19 protein-coding genes and 2 rRNA genes are annotated in these 20,863 nt (G+C 66.7%); 5 read left to right on the forward strand and 16 right to left on the reverse strand.

Features of this window, described 5'->3' with window-relative positions; genetic code table 11:
- Nucleotides 1-31: 31 nt before the first annotated feature.
- Both ACYQ5L_RS24830 and xerD read right to left on the reverse strand, forming a co-directional pair.
- Complete coding sequence (locus tag ACYQ5L_RS24830) at nt 32-847, reverse strand: ParA family protein (RefSeq protein ID WP_459963530.1); 816 nt, start codon at nt 845-847, stop codon at nt 32-34.
- Between the two features lie 276 nt (nt 848-1,123).
- Nucleotides 1,124-2,056 carry a site-specific tyrosine recombinase XerD gene (gene xerD / locus ACYQ5L_RS24835; protein ID WP_459960688.1) on the reverse strand — a complete coding sequence of 311 codons (933 nt, stop codon included), beginning with the start codon at nt 2,054-2,056 and terminating at the stop codon, nt 1,124-1,126.
- On the opposite strand from xerD, the gene ACYQ5L_RS24840 reads away from it, so the two are divergent.
- The gene (locus ACYQ5L_RS24840; RefSeq protein WP_459960690.1) at nt 2,055-2,219 is read left to right on the forward strand and encodes a hypothetical protein; all 165 of its coding nucleotides are present in this window, start codon (nt 2,055-2,057) and stop codon (nt 2,217-2,219) included. The two genes, xerD and ACYQ5L_RS24840, sit on opposite strands and share 2 nt — an antisense overlap.
- 5 nt (nt 2,220-2,224) lie before the next feature.
- Here ACYQ5L_RS24840 and ACYQ5L_RS24845 read toward each other — a convergent pair whose 3' ends face one another.
- The 4 genes from ACYQ5L_RS24845 to steA form a co-directional block, all read right to left on the reverse strand.
- Nucleotides 2,225-2,869 carry an NUDIX domain-containing protein gene (locus ACYQ5L_RS24845; protein WP_459960692.1) on the reverse strand — a complete coding sequence of 215 codons (645 nt, stop codon included), beginning with the start codon at nt 2,867-2,869 and terminating at the stop codon, nt 2,225-2,227.
- Nucleotides 2,866-4,593, reverse strand: coding sequence for a CTP synthase (locus ACYQ5L_RS24850; protein ID WP_459960694.1), 1,728 nt, complete (start codon nt 4,591-4,593; stop codon nt 2,866-2,868). The genes ACYQ5L_RS24845 and ACYQ5L_RS24850 overlap by 4 nt, the downstream gene beginning before the upstream one ends.
- Before the next feature lie 157 nt (nt 4,594-4,750).
- Nucleotides 4,751-5,674: a copper transporter gene (locus ACYQ5L_RS24855; protein WP_459960696.1), complete on the reverse strand. Its 924-nt coding sequence runs from the start codon at nt 5,672-5,674 to the stop codon at nt 4,751-4,753.
- Nucleotides 5,675-5,681: 7 nt separating this feature from the next.
- On the reverse strand, nt 5,682-6,893 hold the full coding sequence (gene steA, locus ACYQ5L_RS24860; protein ID WP_459960698.1) for a putative cytokinetic ring protein SteA: 1,212 nt from the start codon (nt 6,891-6,893) through the stop codon (nt 5,682-5,684).
- A 169-nt stretch (nt 6,894-7,062) separates the two neighbouring features.
- Here steA and ACYQ5L_RS24865 point away from each other — a divergent pair, with 169 nt between their 5' ends.
- Complete coding sequence (locus tag ACYQ5L_RS24865; RefSeq protein ID WP_459960700.1) at nt 7,063-7,485, forward strand: SRPBCC family protein; 423 nt, start codon at nt 7,063-7,065, stop codon at nt 7,483-7,485.
- Between the two features lie 15 nt (nt 7,486-7,500).
- Here ACYQ5L_RS24865 and ACYQ5L_RS24870 read toward each other — a convergent pair whose 3' ends face one another.
- Nucleotides 7,501-7,917, reverse strand: a complete 417-nt coding sequence (locus ACYQ5L_RS24870) for an ester cyclase (protein ID WP_459960702.1) — start codon at nt 7,915-7,917, stop codon at nt 7,501-7,503.
- A 43-nt stretch (nt 7,918-7,960) separates the two neighbouring features.
- Here ACYQ5L_RS24870 and ACYQ5L_RS24875 point away from each other — a divergent pair, with 43 nt between their 5' ends.
- A complete protein-coding gene (locus ACYQ5L_RS24875; protein ID WP_459960704.1) occupies nt 7,961-8,617 on the forward strand; it encodes a TetR/AcrR family transcriptional regulator in 657 nt (218 codons plus the stop codon).
- Here the strand turns inward: ACYQ5L_RS24875 and ACYQ5L_RS24880 are convergent.
- The 5 genes from ACYQ5L_RS24880 to ACYQ5L_RS24900 form a co-directional block, all read right to left on the reverse strand.
- Nucleotides 8,602-9,096 (reverse strand): hypothetical protein, encoded by a 495-nt coding sequence (locus ACYQ5L_RS24880; RefSeq protein WP_459960706.1) that lies wholly within the window; start codon nt 9,094-9,096, stop codon nt 8,602-8,604. The two genes, ACYQ5L_RS24875 and ACYQ5L_RS24880, sit on opposite strands and share 16 nt — an antisense overlap.
- Nucleotides 9,097-9,501: 405 nt before the next feature.
- Nucleotides 9,502-11,274 carry a DNA repair protein RecN gene (recN, locus tag ACYQ5L_RS24885; protein WP_459960708.1) on the reverse strand — a complete coding sequence of 591 codons (1,773 nt, stop codon included), beginning with the start codon at nt 11,272-11,274 and terminating at the stop codon, nt 9,502-9,504.
- Nucleotides 11,252-12,217 (reverse strand): NAD kinase, encoded by a 966-nt coding sequence (locus tag ACYQ5L_RS24890; RefSeq protein ID WP_459960710.1) that lies wholly within the window; start codon nt 12,215-12,217, stop codon nt 11,252-11,254. The genes recN and ACYQ5L_RS24890 overlap by 23 nt, the downstream gene beginning before the upstream one ends.
- The gene (locus tag ACYQ5L_RS24895) at nt 12,214-13,110 is read right to left on the reverse strand and encodes a TlyA family RNA methyltransferase (RefSeq protein WP_459960712.1); all 897 of its coding nucleotides are present in this window, start codon (nt 13,108-13,110) and stop codon (nt 12,214-12,216) included. Before ACYQ5L_RS24895 ends, ACYQ5L_RS24890 begins: the two co-directional genes overlap by 4 nt.
- 1 nt (nt 13,111) lies before the next feature.
- Nucleotides 13,112-13,378, reverse strand: coding sequence for a hypothetical protein (locus ACYQ5L_RS24900; protein WP_379205373.1), 267 nt, complete (start codon nt 13,376-13,378; stop codon nt 13,112-13,114).
- Between the two features lie 128 nt (nt 13,379-13,506).
- On the opposite strand from ACYQ5L_RS24900, the gene ACYQ5L_RS24905 reads away from it, so the two are divergent.
- On the forward strand, nt 13,507-14,265 hold the full coding sequence (locus ACYQ5L_RS24905) for a class I SAM-dependent methyltransferase (RefSeq protein WP_459960714.1): 759 nt from the start codon (nt 13,507-13,509) through the stop codon (nt 14,263-14,265).
- Between the two features lie 74 nt (nt 14,266-14,339).
- Here ACYQ5L_RS24905 and ACYQ5L_RS24910 read toward each other — a convergent pair whose 3' ends face one another.
- Both ACYQ5L_RS24910 and ACYQ5L_RS24915 read right to left on the reverse strand, forming a co-directional pair.
- On the reverse strand, nt 14,340-15,251 hold the full coding sequence (locus ACYQ5L_RS24910) for an HAD-IIA family hydrolase (protein ID WP_459960715.1): 912 nt from the start codon (nt 15,249-15,251) through the stop codon (nt 14,340-14,342).
- Nucleotides 15,252-15,270: 19 nt separating this feature from the next.
- Complete coding sequence (locus ACYQ5L_RS24915; RefSeq protein ID WP_459960716.1) at nt 15,271-16,044, reverse strand: hypothetical protein; 774 nt, start codon at nt 16,042-16,044, stop codon at nt 15,271-15,273.
- Between ACYQ5L_RS24915 and ACYQ5L_RS24920 the strand changes: the two genes are divergently transcribed.
- Complete coding sequence (locus tag ACYQ5L_RS24920; protein WP_459960717.1) at nt 15,988-17,184, forward strand: hypothetical protein; 1,197 nt, start codon at nt 15,988-15,990, stop codon at nt 17,182-17,184. The genes ACYQ5L_RS24915 and ACYQ5L_RS24920 overlap by 57 nt on opposite strands.
- Before the next feature lie 161 nt (nt 17,185-17,345).
- Here ACYQ5L_RS24920 and rrf read toward each other — a convergent pair.
- Together rrf and ACYQ5L_RS24930 are read right to left on the reverse strand one after the other, a co-directional pair.
- A 5S ribosomal RNA gene (gene rrf, locus ACYQ5L_RS24925) occupies nt 17,346-17,462 on the reverse strand.
- 160 nt (nt 17,463-17,622) lie between these two features.
- A 23S ribosomal RNA gene (locus ACYQ5L_RS24930) occupies nt 17,623-20,736 on the reverse strand.
- Nucleotides 20,737-20,863: the final 127 nt, after the last annotated feature.

A 20,863-nucleotide genomic window follows, 5' to 3' on the forward strand; every position in this document is an offset into this window, starting at 1 on the left:
TCGGGCTCGGGCGCGGTGTCGAGAGCATCGTTCAACGGCCCGACCGGTGGATGACTTCCCGCGCCATGGCCCGATAGGCTTCCGCGCCACCGGATTTCGGCGCCCAGGTGGTAATGGGCTCACCCGCGACGCTGGCGTCCGGGAAACGCACGGTGCGCGAGATGACGGTGTCGTAGACGAGGTCGCCGAACACCTCGACCACGCGCGTCATGACCTGACGCGAATGCAGCAGACGGGCATCGAACATGGTGACCACGATGCCGTACAGGGTCAGCGCCGGATTCAACCGGTCCCGCACCTTCTCCACGGTGTCATTGAGCAGGGCTAGCCCGCGTAGTGAGAAGTACTCGCATTCCATGGGGATGATGACCCCGTCCGCGCACGCCAGCGCGTTCACGGTGAGCAGGCCCAGCGAGGGCTGGCAGTCGATGAGGATGTAGTCGTAGCGATTGCGCAGCGGCGCCAGCGCCCGGCCCAGCGTCTGCTCACGCCCGACCTCATTGACCAGCTGGATCTCCGCCGCCGACAGATCGATATTGCTGGGCAGCAGATCCATGCCCTCGACCTTGGTGTTCAGCAGCACATCGTCCACGGTCACCCGGCTCGGCCCGACCAAGAGGTTGTGCACGGTCTGATCCAGGTCGTGGTGCGCCACCCCGAGCCCCGCCGACAGCGCCCCCTGCGGATCCAGATCCACCAGCAGCACCTTGCGCCCGTACTCGGCCAGCGCCGCACCGAGATTGATGGTCGAGGTGGTCTTGCCCACCCCGCCCTTCTGATTGCACATGGCGACGATCAGCGCGTCGCCCGTGTGATCGGGCTGGGGAGGCTCCGGAATCTCCCGCATCGGGCGCCCGGTGGGACCGAGTTCCGCGCCGTCGGACACCACATCGGGTGCCTCCCACAATGTTTGCGCGGCGGTTTCGATCCGCTGGCCCGCACCACCGGCTGTCGTCACGTCCGCTGCTCCTTCGACGTTCCTGCCCTTGTCCGCTCCGGGCACCGGGTGGTGCCTGGAACGGCGCGCCCGGCCGCGTGTGCGGTCGGTACCTAATAGACGCTACCGTCTGTTCGCGCAAGACCCTCGCTCGGACACGCGCCCTAAAGGTGCACTTCAGACTGGTCAGCGGGCACGCGGATGCGCGGTTGCCCACACCTCGTGCAGCGTCCCGACGGTCACCAGAGTGTAGATCTGGGTGGTCGTCACCGAGGCGTGACCGAGCAACTCCTGGACAACTCGCACATCTGCGCCACCATCCAGCAGATGTGTGGCGAACGAATGCCGCAGCGTGTGCGGGGACACCTGAGCGGCGATTCCGGCGCGCTCAGCAGCGGATTGCAGGACCTGCCAAGCCGTTTGGCGGGATAGCCGGCCGCCGCGATGGTTGAGGAACAGGGCGCTGTTGCCTTTGCCGCGCAACGAAAGCGCGGGGCGGCCGCGGACCAGGTAGGCGTCCAGAGCGGACAGGGCGGGGCGGCCGACGGGGACCATGCGTTGTTTGCCGCCCTTGCCGTGCAGGATGACCGCGCGTCCTTCGGTGTCGATATCGTCCACGTCCAGGCCGACGAGTTCGGAGATGCGGGCGCCGGTGGAGTACAGGAGTTCCAGTAGGGCGCGGTCGCGTATGCCGCGGGGGCCGTCGGCCGCGTCTCCCCCGGCGGCTTCCAGCAAGCGTGAAATCTGGTCGTAGGGCAGGGCTTTGGGGAGGCGGCGGGCGGGGGTGGGTGGTTTCACCGGGTGCGCGACATCGGCGAGGGTGATGCCCTCGGCGGTGGAGAAGCGGTGCAGGCCGCGGACGGCGACGAGGGCGCGGGCGGCCGAACTGGCCGCCAGGGCGGGATGATCCGCGTCGCCGGCGCGCAGGGACACCATGAAATCGGCGATATCGGTTTCGGAAACCTTTGCCAGGGTTTCTATCCCCCGCGTATCCAGGAAATCCCGGTACCGGTTCAGATCGCGCCGATAGGCCGACAGGGTGTTCCGCGCCGCGCCGCGCTCGACCGTCAGATGGTCGAGATAGGCATCGACCTGACGATCCAGCGCGGCGATAGGCATGCGCGACATCATGGCAGCAGGCACCGACAAAGTCGGCGCCGAAACCGTGTTCGATACCGCTTGGTACCGAATCGTTCCCACACCCGCGGGCATCGACTCGTCATCCCGACATGGTTTTGGCCGGGATCCACAGTGGATTCCGGCCAAAGAGCACGCGGAATGACGGAGCTAGCGCTCGGCCTGCTCTGCCGCTTTGCGATCGAGGAACGCCGTGGGCATCCCGGGCCACGGCGCAGCGGCCGGGCGCAGCGTCGCCCCGGTGGCGCGGGCGGTCATCAGCGCGGTCACGCCCGCCACGGCCGTGGCATTGGTGATCTCGCCGCCGAGGGCCTTGCGCACCGCCTCCGCGAGGGGCATGCGGACCAGCTGGATGTCGGCCTCTTCCAGTTCCGGGTCGGGCCGGTCGGTTTCGTAGAGGTCCGATGCCAGATAGATCCGCAGCGCCTCATCGGTGAAGCCGGGCGACAGCGCGATATCCACCAGCACCGCCCACTCGCGCGCGGCGAGACCGGTCTCCTCGGCCAGCTCGCGCTTGGCCGCCTCCAGGGGATCCTCGCCCTGCTTGTCCAGCAATCCGGCGGGCAGCTCCAGCAGCCGCCGCCCGACCGGATGCCGGTACTGGTTGATCAGCACCAGATTGTCGTGCTCGTCCACCGCCGCGACCGCGACCGCGGCGTGGTGTTCGATCACCTCGCGTTCGGCGATCCGCCCACCGGGCATGACCACCTGATCCAGCCGCAACGCCAGGATGGCGCCCGAATACGCGATGCGGCTGGAAACGGTGTCGAACTCATGGGTGCCCGGAGATGTCACTTGGACACTTTCTCACCCTCGTCGGCTTTCGCCTCGGCCGGGATCTCCACCGGAAGCCGTTCGGCGGCCTTGTATTTCAGGGCGGCCGAGATCAGCGCGGCGAACAGCGGATGCGGGCGGGTCGGACGCGACTTGAGCTCCGGATGCGCCTGGGTGGCGACGAAGAACGGATGCTTGTCCTGCGGCAGCTCCACGAACTCGACCAGGTGGCCGTCCGGGGAGGTGCCGGAGAACTTCAGCCCGCTCTTGGCGATCTTGTCGCGGTAGGCGTTGTTCACCTCGTAGCGGTGCCGGTGCCGTTCGGACACCTCGGTCGCGCCGTAGGCCTGCGCCACCACGGAATCCTTCTCGAGGACCGCCGGATACGCGCCCAGGCGCATGGTGCCGCCCAGGTCGGCCTCACCGGCCACGGCCTGCTCCTGATCGGCCATGGTGGAGATGACCGGGTACTTCACATCCGGCTCGAACTCCGCGGAGTTGGCGTCCTTCATGCCCACCGAGCGCGCGGCCTCGATCACCATGCACTGCAGGCCCAGGCACAGGCCCAGGGTCGGAATGCCATGGGTGCGGGTGTACTTGATCGCCCCGACCTTGCCCTCGATGCCGCGAATGCCGAAGCCGCCCGGGATGAGCACGGCGTCCACATCGTGCAGGTGCTGACGCGCCCCGGCCTCGGTCTCGCACTCGTCGGACTGCACCCAGCGAATGTTGACCTTGGCCTTGGAGGCGAAACCGCCGGCGCGCAGCGCCTCGGTGACCGACAGGTAGGCATCGGGCAGATCCACGTACTTGCCGACCAGTGCGACGGTCACCTGCTCGCGCGGGTTGTGCACCCGATCCAGCAGGTCGCCCCACACCGTCCAGTCCACATCGCGGAACGGCAGGCCGAGCCGGCGCACCACGTACGCGTCCAGGCCCTCGCGGTGCAGCACCTTCGGAATGTCGTAGATCGACGGCGCGTCGGGGGTGGAGATGCAGGCATCCACATCCACGTCGCACATGAGCGCGATCTTGTTCTTGAGCGGCTGCGGCACGTCCCGGTCGCAGCGCAGGATGAGCGCATCGGGCTGGATGCCGATATTGCGCAGCGCGGCGACGGAGTGCTGGGTCGGCTTGGTCTTCAGCTCGCCCGAGGGGCCGAGGAACGGCACCAGCGTGACGTGCAGGAAGAAGCAGTTGTCCCGGCCCACCTCGTGGCGGATCTGCCGCGCCGCCTCGAGGAACGGCTGCGATTCGATATCGCCGACGGTGCCGCCGATCTCGGTGATGACCACATCCGGCACCTGGCCGTGCAGGTCCGGGCCCGCCATGGCGAGGATCCGTTCCTTGATGGCATCGGTGATGTGCGGGATCACCTGCACGGTGTCGCCGAGGTATTCGCCCCGGCGCTCCTTGGCGATCACCGACGAATAGATCTGGCCGGTGGTGACATTCGCGATCCCCGATAGATCGCGATCCAAAAAACGCTCGTAGTGACCGACGTCAAGGTCCGTTTCCGCGCCGTCCTCGGTCACGAACACCTCACCGTGCTGGAAGGGGTTCATGGTGCCGGGATCGACGTTCAGGTACGGATCCAACTTCTGCATCGTGACGCGCAAACCGCGCGAAGTGAGCAGCTGACCGAGGCTGGAGGCGGTCAGACCCTTGCCGAGTGAAGAGGCGACACCACCGCTGACGAAGATGTGTTTCGTGGCCGCGCGCGCCGGAATCCGTGATTGACCCACGGGACTTCACGGTAACACGGATCGGGGATGCCGATCGAATGCCACGCTCGCGAGGACCATGCGGGCTCGAGCTCCAGCCGTATTGGATGCGGGCTCCCAACAGTGCGAACACGGCCGATACCCAGCTAGCGGCGTCCTGCCGGCTGCGATCCAGCTATCAGCGTGGCATGGCCGCGACTGTGAGCGAGGTCGCCCGCGCGCCGGTCCCGTATCGCCCGGTCCCGCCGTTCAGCTGCTCGGTGAGGCCGAGCACGGTGGTGATGCGGCCGATCTCGTGATCCACATTGTCGACGGTGGTCACCGGGGCCAGCCCGGCCTCGGAGCGGGCCACCGCGATGGGCGCCGGGCCCTCGGCGGCCCCGTAACGACCGGCCAGCACCACACCGGCGCTGTGCGAGCGCAGACCGCCGGCGAAGCGGGCGATGATGGTGCCGCGATTGTTCTCGTCGGCGCGCGCCCCGTCGCCGGTGACCACCACGGCGAGATTGGCGGGCTGCACCTCGCCGGAGGTGAGGAAGCCGCCGCCGCGCAGGGTCTCCAGGGCCAGTTTGCGCTCCTGCTCGGTGCCGCGCGCCTGGCCGTTGGCCGGATCGGTGAGCAGCAGCTGGCCGAGCAGATCACCAGCCAGGCTGCCCTGGTCGGGTGCGTCGATCTTCAGCTGGGCGCCGGCCGGCACGACATTGGTGAGGGCGGTGCGCAGGCGGTCGCCCTCGGAGGAGTCGGTGAACGCGCCGGTGAGCGCCACCCGGCCGGTGACCGCGGCCCCGGCGGTGCTCAGCGCGGCCGCGACCGCATCGGCATCGGCGGTGTCCGCGTCGGGCGTGGTGACGAGCAGGACGCTGCGATTGGCGAGGCTGCCCGCGAGCAGCTTGCCCGCCGCTCCGGCCAGGAACGCGTCGGCCGCCTTCACCTGTTCGGCGAGACGGGCATTGTCGTCCTCGAGAACCTCGATGCGCTGCTGTTTGTCCCCGGCGCCGGGAATCAGCCCATCGGCATGGGTCCGTGAGCCCAGCACCACGCCGACCGCGAGGGCCAGGAAGATGGCGGCGATCGAAACGGCATGGTGGCGAAAGGAAATCATGCGTCCCCTATTTTTTCTGGTTCAGCTGGTCCTGGACCCATAGGTATCCGCGATCCCAGGTGTGCACGGTCCAGTCGACCACCTCGCTGCCCAGGTGCGTGGCCAGCATGGCGACGATCAGCGCCACCAGCGCGGCCAGCACCACCAGCGCCACCGCCCAGCCGGAGCCGCGGTGCCGGTACAGCGCCGCGACGGCCTTCGCGTCCATGAGCTTGGTGCCGATCTTCAATCGGGTCAGGAAGGTGGCCGGATTGGAGTCGCGGCGGCCGCGGTCGAAGAAGTCGTCGAGCGAGGCGGCCGCGCCGGCGGTGACGATGAGCGCCGCGCCGTGGTGATCGGCCAGCAGCAGCGCCAGATCCGCGGGGGCGCCCGAGGACGGGAAGGTGGTCGCCCCGATGCCCAGATCCTGGATGCGCTCCAGGCCCTTGGCGTGGCCGTCGGTGTCGGCGGGCAGGATGACCTCCGCACCGCACTTGAGCGTGGTGGCGGTGATCTCCTCCGGATCGCCGACAATGAGATCGGGCCGATATCCGTTGCGGGTCAAGGTATCCGCGCCGCGGCCGACGCCGATGAGAATGGGCGCGTACTCCTTGATGAACGGCTTGATCCGCTTGAGCTCCTCGGCGTGCTCGGGACCGTCGCCGACGACCACGACATGCCGCTTGCGCATGTCCAATTCGACATCCGGCACGCCGATTCCGTCGATGAGCAAGGAGGATTCGGTGCGGATGAACTCGATGGTGTTGCCCGCGAACGCTTCCAGGTGATCGGCCAGGCCGTTGCGGGCCTCGATCATGCGCTCGGCAATGCCGGCCTCGGTGAGCTCGATACCCTCGACGAGCGCCTCGGGCTCCTTCTTGGTCACCTTGTCGGCGTAGACCACGCCATTGTCGACGCGCACCTTGGCGCCGTCCTTGATCTTGGTGAAGACATCCGAGCTGACCGCGTCGAGCAGCTGAATGCCATTGGCCACCAGAACCTCCGGACCCAGGTTCGGATAGCGGCCGGAGATCGACGGCGAGGCGTTGACGACCACCGCCACACCGGCCTGCACCAGGCGGTCCGCGGTGAGCCGGTCCAGGTCCATCTCGTCCAGCACCACGATGTCGCCGGGACCGACCCGCTGCAGCAGACGCCTGGTATTGCGGTCGATCCGGGCCATCCCGGTGATCCCGGGCAGCGTTTCGGTATTCCGCGACAGCAGGGCCAGCATCCTCATAACGATCGATGATGATCCGAAAGTCTCAACCAATGGTGGAGGCGCGCCGGTCCCGCCGACCATTCGTCACAGTGATGGCAGTCTCTATCCGTTCCCGCCGCACGCTCTATGTGTTCCCGGCAGGCACGGATAAGCTCCGGGCAACGGTACGAGAGGAGACACCACCGTTATGGCCGCCACCAGCACCGTCGAGACCGTCATCGCCGCTCCCCGGGAGCAGGTCTACAAGCTCTTCAGCGAACGCGACAGCATCAATGCCACACTGCCGATCCAGGTTTCGCTCAAGAAGCCCGGCGCGGACATCCCCTCCGGCGTGGGCGCGCAATACGTGCTCGGCCTGGCCGGGGTGGGCATTACCGAGGAGACCATCGAACTGGTCCCCGGCGAGCGCATGGTCTACCAGGTCATCGCCGGCGCCCCGGTGAAGCGCCATGTCGGCACCATCGCCTTCTCCGACGCCCCCGGCGGCACCCGCGTCGTCTACACCATGGAGTCCGAGCCCAGCCTCCCCGTCCCGGGCAAGGTCCTCGAGGTCGGCCTGAAGGGCCTGATCAACGTGCTCATCGGCGGCGTCCGCCGAGCCGCCAAGTAATCAGGCCCCGCGCGATCATGCGGCAGGCGCCAACTGCTGCATGATCGCGGCCATATCCAGCCAGACCTGTTCCTTGCTCATCCGCCCGTCGCGCAGCTCGCAGACGTGCAGGACGCGGAAGTTCACCGGCCGATTCCCGCCCGGGATACCCAGGAACATGCCGGTTGCCCGCCCGTACCAATGGGATTCGTCGATGAAGAAATTCTCGCCGTAGTACCGGCTCAGCACCTCGAACTTGTCCTCGGTCAGGCCGTCGAAGAGCTCGACATAGCGTTCCCTGATGGCAGCGCGGTCGGTGAGCACCCCCCGGGGGTCACCGACCACTTCGTGCACCACCCCATCGGCAAGGGTGTCCATGATGCCGTCCACATCCTTGCGGCCCTCCGCGGCAGCGTGCCGCTCGAAAAGGGCATCGATCTCGTCGCGGGTCATAGCGACCACCTCCTGGTTTACGAGATAGTGCTATCTTCATGAGATGGGCGTCTCACGTCAAGAGAAATTTCTTACGAGCGGCAGACAGAACCAGAAACAGCGCACCCGCGACGCGCTGCTCGACGCCGCCGTGCGCCTCGCCCGCGAGGGCAACTCCACCCCCTCCATTGCCGAGGTCGCCGAAGCGGCCCGCGTCTCCCCCGCCACCGCCTACCGCTACTTCCCCAATCCGGCCTCTCTCTGGGCCGACGTGGCCAGCCGGATACAAACCGTCGCCACCGGTTTCCCGAACCTGCTCGACCGACTACCGGAGGACGCCGAGGGGCGCATCGACATGATCGTGCGCACGACCGCGGAAATGCAGCTCGCCGACGAAGCCGTCTGGCGCACCATGCTGCGCGCCGCCCTGGACCGCTGGTTCGAACAGGCGAATACCCCCGAGGCCGAACGGGTCCCGATCCGCGGCAGCACGCGGCTTGACATGGCCCAGGAAGCCGTGGCGCCCCTCGCCGACCGCCTGACCCCCGCCCAGCTGGACCACCTGGCCAATGCCCTCACCCTGGTCTACGGCATGGAAGCGGTCGTCACCACCCGCGACACCTGCGGCCTGGAACCCGAAGCGGCCATCGACACCATGGTCTGGGCCGCCAAAGCCCTGCTCCGCGCCGCCCTCGCCGAGGCGGATCAGCCGGAGGCGTGAGCATTTCGCCACCGGAATGCCCGCACCACCATGACCGTGGCCAGAACCGCATAGGCGGTAATCACGGCGATCCGAATCCCATTGGTGTCCATATAGCGCGTGTACGCCGCATGCAAGCCGCCATCGGCCAGCCACACCGACCCGGCGTCGCGCACCTCCTCGGCCCACGCACCCCACCACCAGATCCGGGTCACGAACACCGAAAGCTGTAGCGCCAGCGTGGTGATGATCAACCACAGCGGCACCCCACGCGGCCGCAGCAACAACAGCAGAACCGAACCGGCTACCCCCACAACCCCGGCCGGAATCACGGTCAGATCCGACAGCCGCTCATACCCCGCATCGAACTCCGCCATCCGCCCCGGCTCGACGTATCGCAGCGCGCGATGGTGCATGTGCGTCATCCAAGCCAGCCCGGCCCCGAACACGCCGGCCACCGCCGTCAGCACCAGCACGGGAAAACCCCAGCGCTCCTTCATGATTCCCTCCACGGTGATCCGGCCCCCACACCTCCACCGTGTCATCACCGCCCGCCCCCGACATCCGGCCCAAGCACGAATCCCCAAATACCTCTGCAGAAGTACGGCAACCCGCCCACGACCAGCACCTGAGACAGGCAAACCCCAGAAGCCCACGTGCACCAGCACATTCCCACCGCGCGAATCACATTGCGGTCAGAGTTGCCCCAGTCATCCCCGCGCGGTCTGCCCCCTAATCCCGGTGCGGCAGGCCCCGGTCATCACGGCGCAGTTGCCCTCGTCATCCCGGCGTGCTGTTGGCCGGGATCCCCCACCGTGCGGCAGATTCCGGCCAGAAGCACGCCGGGATGACAGGGCGGGCTTCCGTCCTGGGACCCCGGGTGCGGCGTGTTCGCCCGGGCGGGGTCAGCTGGCGGCGGAGACCTTTTCGGCGTGGGCGGTGGTGAGGAGTTCCCAGGCGTGGGCGCGGCCGGTTTCGGTGTCGCCGAGGCCGGCGAGCATGCGGGCGAGTTCGACTACGCGTTCGTCCTGAGTGAGGGCGCGAACGCCGGATTTGACGGCCTTGCCGTCGTCGAGTTTGTCGACGACCAGGTGGGTGTCGGCGAAGGCCGCTACCTGGGGGAGGTGGGTGACGACAATGACCTGGTGAGTGCGGGCGAGGCGGGCCAGGCGGCGGCCGATCTCGACCGCGGCGCGGCCGCCGACGCCGGCGTCGACCTCGTCGAAGACCATGGTGGTGCCGTGTTCGGAGCTGGCCAGGACGACCTCGAGGGCGAGCATGATGCGGGAGAGTTCGCCGCCGGAGGCGCTCTTGCTCAAGGGCAGGGGTTGCGCGCCGGAGTGGGCGGCGAGGCGGAATTCGACCTCGTCGACGCCGGTGGAGCCGGCGTGCAGGTCCTGGCCGTCGATCGTCAGGGGTGCGGAGTCCTGGACACCGGCGGGGACGGGACGGACGACGACCTCGAGGCGGGCGCGGCCCATGGCCAGGCCGCCCAGTTCGGTGCTGACGGCGGAGGCGAGCTTGCCGGCGGCCTTGGTGCGGGCGGCGGTCAGCTTGCGGGCGGTTTCGCGGACCTTCTCGGCGGCCGTCTCGACCTCGGCGGCGAGGGCGGCGAGGGCCTCCTCGGAGACGTCGAGACCGGCCAGGCGGGTCCGGGCGTCCTCGGCCCAGGCGATCACGCCATCGACGTCGGGGGCGTATTTCCTTGTGAGGGTTTTCAGTTCGGCCTGGCGGGTGAGCATGTTGTCGAGCGCACCCGGATCCGAGGGCAGATCCGACAGGTAGGAGCTGAGTTCGGTGGTCAGGTCGACGACCACCGAGATGGCCTCGTCCAAGCGCGGGGCCAGGCCGGTGAGCTTCGGGTCGTCGGAGGCCTCGATGCGGGCGCGGGCGGTGCCGAGCAGATCGAGCGCGCCCGCGCCGTCGCCCGGATTGTCGGCGGGTCCGGCCAGCGCGTCGTGAGCGGTGGAGGCCGCCTCGCGCAGCGAATCCAGGTCCGACAGGCGCCGCACCTCGTCGATGAGGTGCTTGTCCTCACCGGGTTCCGGTGCGATGGCGTCGATTTCGGCCAGCGACTGGGTCAGATGATCGGCTTCCAGGGCCAGTTCGCGGCTGCGGGCGGTGCGCTCCAGCAACTGGTTGCGGGCATCGAGCCAGGTGCGGCGGGCCTTCTGGTACTTGGTCAGCAGCGGGGTCACGGCGTCGGCGGCGAACTGGTCCAGCGCGTGCAGCTGCTGATCCGGCCGCTGCAACCGCAACTGGTCGTTCTGGCCGTGCACCGTCAGCAGCGGCGTGGTGAAATCGCCGAGCACCGAAGCGGGAACGCTGCGCCCGCCCAGATGGGCGCGGGAGCGGCCGTCGCTGCCGACGGTGCGGACGGCGATGATGCTGCCGTCGTCATCGGCCTCGGCCCCGGAGGATTCCATGACCTCCGCCACCTCGCCGCGGGCCCCATCGTGGACATCCTCCACGGTGAAACGGCCCTCGACGACCGCGCGCGAGGCCCCGAGGCGCACCCGCCCGGCATCGGCTCTGGCGCCGCTGAGCAGGTGCAGGCTCGTCACCACCATTGTCTTGCCCGCACCGGTCTCACCGGTCAATACGGTCAAACCCTCGTGGAATTGCGCGGTGGCGGTGGAAATTACGCCCAGCCCGTCAATCCTGATCTCTGTCAGCACTCGTGCTCTCCGTTCGCCGTCGGCCTCGCCAGCCTGTCACGGGCAACTGGAATTTGCGCACCATCCGGTCGGCGAAGGGTGCGGAATCGAGTCGCACCCAGCGCACCGGCTCGGTCCCGCGGACCGTCTCGACCCGGCCGCCCCGCGGCAGTGCGAGGGTGCGTCGGCCGTCGAGGAAAACTATCGCATCATGGCCGGTGGCAACGGTTTCCACGGCGATCAGCGAATCCGGGCTGGTCACCAGGGGCCGCGCGAACAGCGCGTGGGCGTTGCTCGGAATCACCAGCAGCGCTTCGAGTTCCGGCCACACCACCGGGCCGCCGGCCGAGAAGGCATATGCCGTCGAACCGGTCGGCGTGGCGATCAACACACCGTCGCAGCCGAACGAGGACACCGGGCGGCCGTCGACTTCCAGCACCACTTCGAGAACGCCCATGCGCGCGGCATTCTCGATACTGGCCTCGTTCAGCGCCCAGCCGCGTTCCACCACCTCGTCGTCCACGCGCACGCTGACATCGATGGTCATGCGCTGCTCGATGGTGTAATCGCGCCGCACCACCTGGGATAGCGCCTCATCCAGATGCTCGGCCTCGGCCTCGGTCAGAAATCCGATGCTGCCCAAGTTGATTCCCAGCACCGGCACCGACGCATTGCGCGCCAGTTCCGCCGCCCGCAGGAAGGTGCCGTCACCGCCCAGCGAGAGCACCATCTCGCACCCGGCGGCGGCATCCGGATTGTGTTCCATGATCCGCACCGGATACCCGTCGGGCGCGCCCGCATCGTCGATATCCAAACGCGTGCTGTACGCCTCGTCCTCGAGCACCCGCAGGCTGATGCCCGCCTGATCGAAGATCTTCGCCACGCGATGCGCCGTTTCGGTGATCTCGGACCGACCCGGATGCGCGACCAGCAGGATTTCCCTCGCGGTCCCCTGCGCGTTCACTGCGGACCCTCCTCCACCGCCCTGGCAATCAGCGCGGAGACCCGCGCCTGTTCCTCCGCATCGTAGGCGAATCCGGGGACATCTCCCCGCTCGCTATCGCCTTCGATACGGCTCGCGGCGGTTTCGTCCTGCGCTGTATCCATTTCCTTACGCAACCACAGGAAATACTCCACATTCCCGGACGGACCGGGCAGCGGGCTGGCCACCACGCCGCGCGTGCGCAGGCCCAGCTTGGCGGCCGCCGCGGCGACATCGCCGACGACCTCGGCGCGCAAGGCCGGATCCCGCACCACGCCACCGCTTCCGACGCGTTCCTTGCCGACCTCGAACTGCGGTTTCACCATGGGCAGCAGATCCGCGCCCGGCGCGCAGCACTGCGCCAGCGCGGGCAGCACCAGGCCGAGGGAGATGAAGGACAGGTCGGCGACCACCAATTCGACGGTGCCGCCGATGAGTTCGGATGTCAGCGCCCGCACATTGGTGCGATCGTGCACCCGGACGCGATCGTCGTTCTGCAGGCGCCAGATGAGCTGCCCGTAACCGACATCCGCGGCCACGACCTCCTTGGCGCCCTTGGACAGCAGCACATCGGTGAAGCCGCCGGTGGACGCGCCCGCATCCAGGCAGCGTTTCCCATCGACCGACACCCCCTGCGGCGCGAAGGCTTCCAGGGCTCCCAGCAGCTTGTGCGCCCCGCGCGATGCCCACTGCACCTCGTCGGGCTCGTCCCGCACCAGCAGCGGCGTGCCAGCTTCCACACCGGTCGCCGGCTTGGTGGCGACCGTTCCATTGATCAGGACGCGACCCGCCGAGATCAGTTCGACCGCGTGCTCCCGCGATCGCGCCAATCCGCGGCGAACCAGTTCCGCGTCCACCCGTGCGCGCCTGGCCACCTCAGATCTTGTCCACCGTGGCCAGGGCCTGCACCAGCACGTCATGGGCCTGCTCCAGAATCCGGGCGCGGCGCACGATATCCGCGCCCGCCTCCGCCGAATCCCGGCCGCCCGCCGATAGTTCGGCCAGCAGCGCATCCACCTCCGCACGCACCCGCTCCGGGTCGGCGAACTCCTGATTCGCGCCCGCCAGATGCTGCCCGGGCAGGGGCACCCCGGGACGGGGTCCCTCAGCGGGAATCTGCGGGCGTGGCATAGGCGTACTCATGGTGGCGACAACGCTACCCGAACTCCCATTCGAACACACGTATGCCGGCTCGTCCTCCACCCGTATTGTTCGCGGGCTCCCAATAGTCTCTTTTGAGGAAGCCTCCACAAAGGATGAGAATTGTTCCGATGAACCGGAGCTTCGATGACCTCGTGGACGAGGCTGCCACGGTATCCGTGGACGGCTGGGACTTCTCCTGGCTGGACGGCCGCGCGAGCGAAGAACGGCCGTCCTGGGGCTATCAGCGGCAGCAGGCGCAGCGCCTCGCGACCGCGCGCGCAGCCCTCGACATCCAGACCGGAGGTGGCGAAGTTCTCGCCGAAGCGGGCCGGTTCCCGCCCACCATGGTCGCCACGGAATCCTGGCCGCCGAATCTGGCCAAGGCCACCCGGCTGCTGCACCCGCGCGGCGCGGTCGTGGTCGCCGATCCGGACGAACCGCCCCTGCCATTCGCCGATGCGGCCTTCGATCTGGTCACCAGCCGCCATCCCGCCACCATCTGGTGGACCGAGATCGCGCGCGTACTCCAGCCCGGCGGAACCTATTTCGCCCAGCACGTGGGGCCTGCCAGCGTCTTCGAACTCGTCGAGTACTTCCTCGGCCCGCAACCCGAGGCACGGACCAAACGCGATCCGGAACAGGAGGCGGCCGAGGCGCGCGCCGCCGGGCTCGAGATCGTGCAGACCCGTGGCGAACGCCTGCGCATGGAATTCCGTGACATCGGCGCGGTGGTCTACTTCCTGCGCAAGGTCATCTGGATGGTGCCGGGGTTCACCGTCGAGCAGTACCGCGACCGGCTGCGCGATCTGCACGAGCAGATCACCACGAATGGGCCGTTCGTCGCCTACTCGGCCCGGACGCTGTTCGAGGCGCGTAAGCGCCCCTGAAACCAGAACACCCCTGAAACACGACGACCCCCGGCCGAGTGGCCGGGGGTCGTCGTCATTGTCATTGTGTCGGATTACTCCTGCGCCGACGGCGGCGCGGCTACCGCGATCGCACGGCCCGGATGCCGCGCCAGCAGCTCGGTGATCGCGGCGACGATATCGCCGTCGGCCACCGACAAGGGGGCGGTATCAGGAATCGGGTGATTCAGCGCATCCAGTGATTCCGCGATGTAGGTGGGCAACCGGTCCGCGGGCCGGGTGCGCAGATCCGCGAGGGTGCTCACGCCGGTGAGGACCATCAGCGATTCCAGCCCGACCGTGTGCGCGCCGTCGATATCGGTATCGAGTCGATCGCCGACCACGAGGGCGTCGCGGGTGCCCGCCCGCTCCATGGCGTCTTCCAGCAGTGGCGCATAGGGTTTGCCCGCCACGATGGGATCGCGGTCCGAGGCGGTGCGCAGGGCCGCGACCATGGAGCCGTTGCCGGGCGCCAGACCGCGCTCGTTGGGGAGAGTGGCGTCGGTATTGGCCGCCACCCAGAGCGCCCCCGCCCGCAGGGCATAGGAGGCCTCGGCCAGGTCGGCCCAGGCGGTCTGCGGGTTGTGACCCTGGACCACGGCCGCCGGGGCGCTGCCGTTGAACCGGCGGATCGGTTGCAGGCCAACGGCATCCACCTCGGCCATCAGGTCGTCGGTGCCCACCACGAGCACCGTCGCCCCGGGATCGAGGCGGGAGGCCAGCAGGTGGGCCGCCGCCTGCGCGCTGGTGACGACCTCGTCCTCGGTCGCGGCGTAGCCGAGCTCACGCAGATGCCCGGCCACCGCGGCGGCCGAGCGGCTGGCGTTGTTGGTGACGTACATCAGCCGCTGCTTATGGCCGAGCGATTCCGAAAGCGCCTGTGGCGCACCCGGAATCACCTCGTGACCACGGAACAGGGTGCCATCCAGGTCCAGCAGGAGTGCACCGAATCGATCCCTCAGGCGCATGACGCCGCCCCTCTCACAACTACTCGGCCGCGCCCTTCGCAGCGGTTCCCTCGGCTTCATCCTCGTCTGCGGCGACAGCTTCGAGTTCCTCGGCCGACTCCTCGGCCTCATCGGCCTCGTCGGAGTCGTCGTCCGAATCCTCGTCGTCCGAGTCCACATCCCACTCGGCCCGGTCGGCGCCGCCCTCGGCCAGTTCGGCGGCGCGATCCTCGGCGTCGGTCTCGCCGTCGAGGTCCGCGGACGCGGAGTTCATGAACCAGGTGAGCGCTTCCTCGCCGCGATCGGCGGCCAGCAGCGCCTCGGCGTAGGCGTAGAACAGCCGGGCCGCGGCCGAACCCGTGCGCGACGGATCCAGTTCCGAGGTCTGCAGGGTCACCACGGCCTGGTCGTACTGCCCCAGATCCATGCGCGCGCCCGCGACCACGATGCGCAGCTCGGTGGCCTCATCGCCCTGCAGGGCGCGCGCCTCATCGCTGCGGCCGAGTTCGATGGCACGCTCCGGGCGGCCCAGACCGCGCTCGCAGTCGGCCATGACGGCCAGCAGGCCCGAACCGCCGGACATGCGGCGCGCGGTGCGCAGCTCCGAGAGCGCCTCGGCCCACTCACCGGCGTGATACGCGGCCACACCGGCGGTTTCGCGAACCACCGCGATACGGCCGGCCCGCTGCCGGGCGGCCCGCGCGTGCGCCAGCGCCAGCTCCGGATCCTCGTCCAGCAGCTGCGCCACCATCACCAGATGCCGGGCGACCGCCTCGGCATTGCCCTTGTCCAGGCTCAGCAGGTCGCGGCGCACGGCCGGCTCGAGATCGGAGGCCTGCACGTCGTCCGGCAGCGCGGGCTCATCGGGGCGCGCCGCACGACGCTCGCCGCCGCGGCCGCCGCCGACCCGCGCGCCCTCGCCGCCACGCCGCCGATCACCGTCGAACGAACGCTCGGAGCGATCCGGACGGTCGCCACGGTCCGGACGCTCGGACCGGTCACGGTCGTACCCGCGGTCGGAACCCGACCGCTCACGGTCGAACCGCGCCGGACGATCCCGATCGGGCCGCTCGGAACGATCCCGCTCCGGACGATCGGACCGATCGAAGCGCTGCGGGCGATCCCGATCGAAGCCTTCGCGGCGATCGCGGTTGTACCCGCCGCCCGCATTGTCCCGGCGGTCGCCGCCGAATCCGCTGCGGCCGTAGCTCTTCCGGTCGTCCCGGTCGCCACGCTCGGCACGGTCCCGGCCGAAGTCGCGGCCGCCGTTGTCGCGGGAGTATCCGCGGCCACCGTCACGGCTGTCGCCACCGCGATCGAATCCGCCACGGCCCTCACCGCCCCGATTGAACCCGCCCCGGCTGTCACCGCGGCCTTCACCGCCACGGTTGAACCCACCGCGGCCGCCTTCCCGATTCTCACCACCGCGATAACCGCCACGGCCGCCCTCGCGGTCGCCGCCACGGTAGCCACCGCGATCGTTGTCGCGGCCCTCGCCGGACCGGCGGAAGCCACCTCGATCGTTGTCGCGACCCTCGCCGGACCTGCGGAAGCCACCTCGATCGTTGTCGCGGCCTTCACCGGAGCGGTTGAACCCGCCGCGACCACCGTCGCGGCTGTCATTGCCGCGGTTGAATCCACCGCGGCGGTCGGAGCTGTCGTTGTCGCGGCGGAAACCGGCACGGCCGCCCTCGCGACCTTCATTGTCACGGTTGAAGGAGCCGCGCCCGCCGTAACCGGGGCGTCCGCCCTCACGGTTACCGCCCTCGCGGTGGAAGCCACCGCGGCCGGCATTGTCACGGCCGCCTTCGCGGTAGCCGCCGCGGTCCCCACCGCGGCGTTCCCCCGAATTGTCTCGTGCCGGTCCCCCGAAACCTCCCTGCCCCGCTCCGCCGCTGCGGCGGAAAGGCTTCCGGCCTTCGTTCTGGTCCGACACGATGATCCCTCTCTGTAAGTATTCTGCGGTACCCAGCTCGCGGCGCTGGTGCGCGTGAGGGCCGGCGGGGCCATCCCCGCCACCCTGAATTCAATCACGCACCTTCGAGCGTCCTCGCGGCGCGGGGTGCTTAAACGCCGAATGGGGACCCAGTGATGGGTCCCCATTCGCGAATGATGTTCCGGCGGTGTCCTACTCTCCCACACCCTGTCGAGTGCAGTACCATCGGCGCAGGTGGCCTTAGCTTCCGGGTTCGGAATGGGACCGGGCGTTTCCCCACCGCTATAGCCGCCGTAACTCTATGAAACTATCCACCGCATGTGGAGAGGAGATCGAAGGGGCTGCACCCCTTCAACCCCATTTCGGGGGTTCGGGGGCGAAGCCCCCGAGAATCTCTTCTCAACACACAGCATGTGTGTTGTTTCAGATACCGCACAGTGGACGCGTAGCTTCTTTGTTGGTAAGTCCTCGGCCTATTAGTACCGGTCACCTGCACCCGTTACCGGGCTTCCAGTTCCGGCCTATCAACCCAATGGTCTGTTGGGGGCCTTACCCCCTCGAGGGGGTGAGAAACCTCATCTTGGAACAGGCTTCCCGCTTAGATGCTTTCAGCGGTTATCCCTTCCGAACGTGGCCAACCAGCCGTGCCCCTGGCGGGACAACTGGCACACCAGAGGTTCGTCCGTCCCGGTCCTCTCGTACTAGGGACAGCCTTCCTCAAGTTTCTGACGCGCGCGGCGGATAGAGACCGAACTGTCTCACGACGTTCTAAACCCAGCTCGCGTGCCGCTTTAATGGGCGAACAGCCCAACCCTTGGGACCTACTCCAGCCCCAGGATGCGACGAGCCGACATCGAGGTGCCAAACCATCCCGTCGATATGGACTCTTGGGGAAGATCAGCCTGTTATCCCCGGGGTACCTTTTATCCGTTGAGCGACACCGCTTCCACTTGCCGGTGCCGGATCACTAGTCCCGACTTTCGTCCCTGCTCGACCTGTCGGTCTCACAGTCAAGCTCCCTTGTGCACTTGCACTCGACACCTGATTGCCAACCAGGCTGAGGGAACCTTTGGGCGCCTCCGTTACATTTTGGGAGGCAACCGCCCCAGTTAAACTACCCACCAGGCACTGTCCCTGAACCCGATCAGGGTCCGAGGTTAGAGGTCCAATACGATCAGAGTGGTATTTCAACGACGACTCCCACCACACTGGCGTGTGGCTTTCACAGTCTCCCACCTATCCTACACAAACCGTACCGAACACCAATACCAAGCTATAGTGAAGGTCCCGGGGTCTTTTCGTCCTGCCGCGCGTAACGAGCATCTTTACTCGTAATGCAATTTCGCCGAGTCTGTGGTTGAGACAGCAGAGAAGTCGTTACGCCATTCGTGCAGGTCGGAACTTACCCGACAAGGAATTTCGCTACCTTAGGATGGTTATAGTTACCACCGCCGTTTACCGGGGCTTAAATTCTCAGCTTCGCGCCGAAGCGCTAACCGGTCCTCTTAACCTTCCGGCACCGGGCAGGCGTCAGTCCGTATACATCGTCTTACGACTTCGCACGGACCTGTGTTTTTAGTAAACAGTCGCTTCTCTCTGGTCTCTGCGACCCAACCCAGCTCCAGGAGCAAGTCCTATCACCAGATCGGGTCCCCCTTCTCCCGAAGTTACGGGGGCATTTTGCCGAGTTCCTTAACCACAGTTATCTCGATCGCCTTAGTATTCTCTACCTGACCACCTGTGTCGGTTTGGGGTACGGGCCGTGTACCAACTCACTAGAGGCTTTTCTCGGCAGCATAGGATCACTGAATTCGCCTCAATCGGCTACGCATCACGTCTCAGCCTGTATGAGTGACGGATTTGCCTATCACTCGGCCTACACGCTTACACCAGGTATTCCATCACCTGGCCCAGCTACCTTCCTGCGTCACCCCATCGCTTGACTACTACGGTCTGGGTCCTGTGCAGCCCCCTCCAGCTTCCCGAAGGAAGTCTTTTGGGTTTTGGACAGTTAGCAAAACCGGCTCGCCATTGGGCGCGGGTACACGGGTACGGGAATATCAACCCGTTGTCCATCGGCTACGCCTGTCGGCCTCGTCTTAGGTCCCGACTCACCCTGGGCGGATTAACCTGGCCCAGGAACCCTTGGTCATTCGGCGGACGAGTTTCTCACTCGTCTTTCGCTACTCATGCCTGCATTCTCACTCGCGCAGCCTCCACAGCTGGTTCACACCGCTGCTTCCCTGGCTACACGACGCTCCCCTACCCACCCAGTCGACTGGCCCGAAGGCGATCTGTATGACTGAGTGCCGCGGCTTCGGCGGTGTACTTGAGCCCCGCTACATTGTCGGCGCAGGATCACTTGACCAGTGAGCTATTACGCACTCTTTCAAGGGTGGCTGCTTCTAAGCCAACCTCCTGGTTGTCTTCGCGACCCCACATCCTTTTCCACTTAGTACACGCTTAGGGGCCTTAGCCGGCGATCTGGGCTGTTTCCCTCTCGACTACGAAGCTTATCCCCCGCAGTCTCACTGCCACGCTCTCACACACCGGCATTCGGAGTTTGGCTGACTTCGGTAAGCTTGTGGGCCCCCTAGGCCATCCAGTAGCTCTACCTCCGGCGTGAAACACGTGACGCTGCACCTAAATGCATTTCGGGGAGAACCAGCTATCACGGAGTTTGATTGGCCTTTCACCCCTACCCACAGCTCATCCCCTCAGTTTTCAACCTAAGTGGGTTCGGGCCTCCACGACGTCTTACCGTCGCTTCACCCTGGCCATGGGTAGATCACTCCGCTTCGGGTCCATAGTGTGCGACTACAGGGCGCCCTATTCGGACTCGCTTTCGCTACGGCTCCCCCACACGGGTTAACCTCGCCACACACCGATGACTCGCAGGCTCATTCTTCAAAAGGCACGCCATCACCCCACGTCGAAACGAAGGCTCTGACGGATTGTAAGCGCACGGTTTCAGGTACTATTTCACTCCCCTCCCGGGGTACTTTTCACCTTTCCCTCACGGTACTAGTCCGCTATCGGTCACCAGGTAGTATTCAGGCTTATCGGGTGGTCCCGACAGATTCACAGCAGATTTCACGGGCCCGCTGCTACTCGGGAGTCATCCACACAAGCCGTTGCGTTTTCGTCTACGGGATTCTCACCCTCTACGACAGGCCGTCCCAGGCCACTTCGACTAACACAACGGTTTCTGACTTGTGCCTAGTTCGGCAGAACTAGGAAGAATGATCCCACAACCCCGCATGGACAACACCTGCCGGCTATCACATCCACACGGTTTAGCCTCTTCCGCTTTCGCTCGCCACTACTCACGGAATCACTGTTGTTTTCTCTTCCTGTGGGTACTGAGATGTTTCACTTCCCCACGTTCCCTCCACACGCCCTATATATTCAGGCGCGGGTAACACGACATCACTCGTGCTGGGTTTCCCCATTCGGACATCCTCGGATCTCAGCTCGGTTGACAGCTCCCCGAGGCTTATCGCAGCCTCCTACGTCCTTCATCGGCTCCTGGTGCCAAGGCATCCACCGTACGCTCTTACACACTTACTAACAAAGATGCTCGCGTCCACTGTGCAGTTCTCAAACAACACACAAGACCAACCCTTGACTCAGCACCAGCCGGAACCAATGTCCCGCGGTATGACTGAAAGCCAGTCTCGTCGTTTTTTGCCTGGAA

The organism is Nocardia sp. IFM 10818 (assembly GCF_054655275.1).

Coding starts and splice junctions, on each gene's coding strand:
- ACYQ5L_RS24830 (WP_459963530.1), bottom strand. CDS start 847: ATGCGGGAGATTCCGGAGCCTCCCCAGCCCGATCACACGGGCGACGCG.
- ACYQ5L_RS24840 (WP_459960690.1), top strand. CDS start 2,055: ATGCGCGACATCATGGCAGCAGGCACCGACAAAGTCGGCGCCGAAACC.
- xerD (WP_459960688.1), bottom strand. CDS start 2,056: ATGCCTATCGCCGCGCTGGATCGTCAGGTCGATGCCTATCTCGACCAT.
- ACYQ5L_RS24855 (WP_459960696.1), bottom strand. CDS start 5,674: ATGATTTCCTTTCGCCACCATGCCGTTTCGATCGCCGCCATCTTCCTG.
- steA (WP_459960698.1), bottom strand. CDS start 6,893: ATGAGGATGCTGGCCCTGCTGTCGCGGAATACCGAAACGCTGCCCGGG.
- ACYQ5L_RS24865 (WP_459960700.1), top strand. CDS start 7,063: ATGGCCGCCACCAGCACCGTCGAGACCGTCATCGCCGCTCCCCGGGAG.
- ACYQ5L_RS24870 (WP_459960702.1), bottom strand. CDS start 7,917: ATGACCCGCGACGAGATCGATGCCCTTTTCGAGCGGCACGCTGCCGCG.
- ACYQ5L_RS24875 (WP_459960704.1), top strand. CDS start 7,961: ATGGGCGTCTCACGTCAAGAGAAATTTCTTACGAGCGGCAGACAGAAC.
- ACYQ5L_RS24880 (WP_459960706.1), bottom strand. CDS start 9,096: ATGAAGGAGCGCTGGGGTTTTCCCGTGCTGGTGCTGACGGCGGTGGCC.
- ACYQ5L_RS24900 (WP_379205373.1), bottom strand. CDS start 13,378: ATGAGTACGCCTATGCCACGCCCGCAGATTCCCGCTGAGGGACCCCGT.
- ACYQ5L_RS24905 (WP_459960714.1), top strand. CDS start 13,507: ATGAACCGGAGCTTCGATGACCTCGTGGACGAGGCTGCCACGGTATCC.
- ACYQ5L_RS24910 (WP_459960715.1), bottom strand. CDS start 15,251: ATGCGCCTGAGGGATCGATTCGGTGCACTCCTGCTGGACCTGGATGGC.
- ACYQ5L_RS24920 (WP_459960717.1), top strand. CDS start 15,988: ATGCCGGGCGACCGCCTCGGCATTGCCCTTGTCCAGGCTCAGCAGGTC.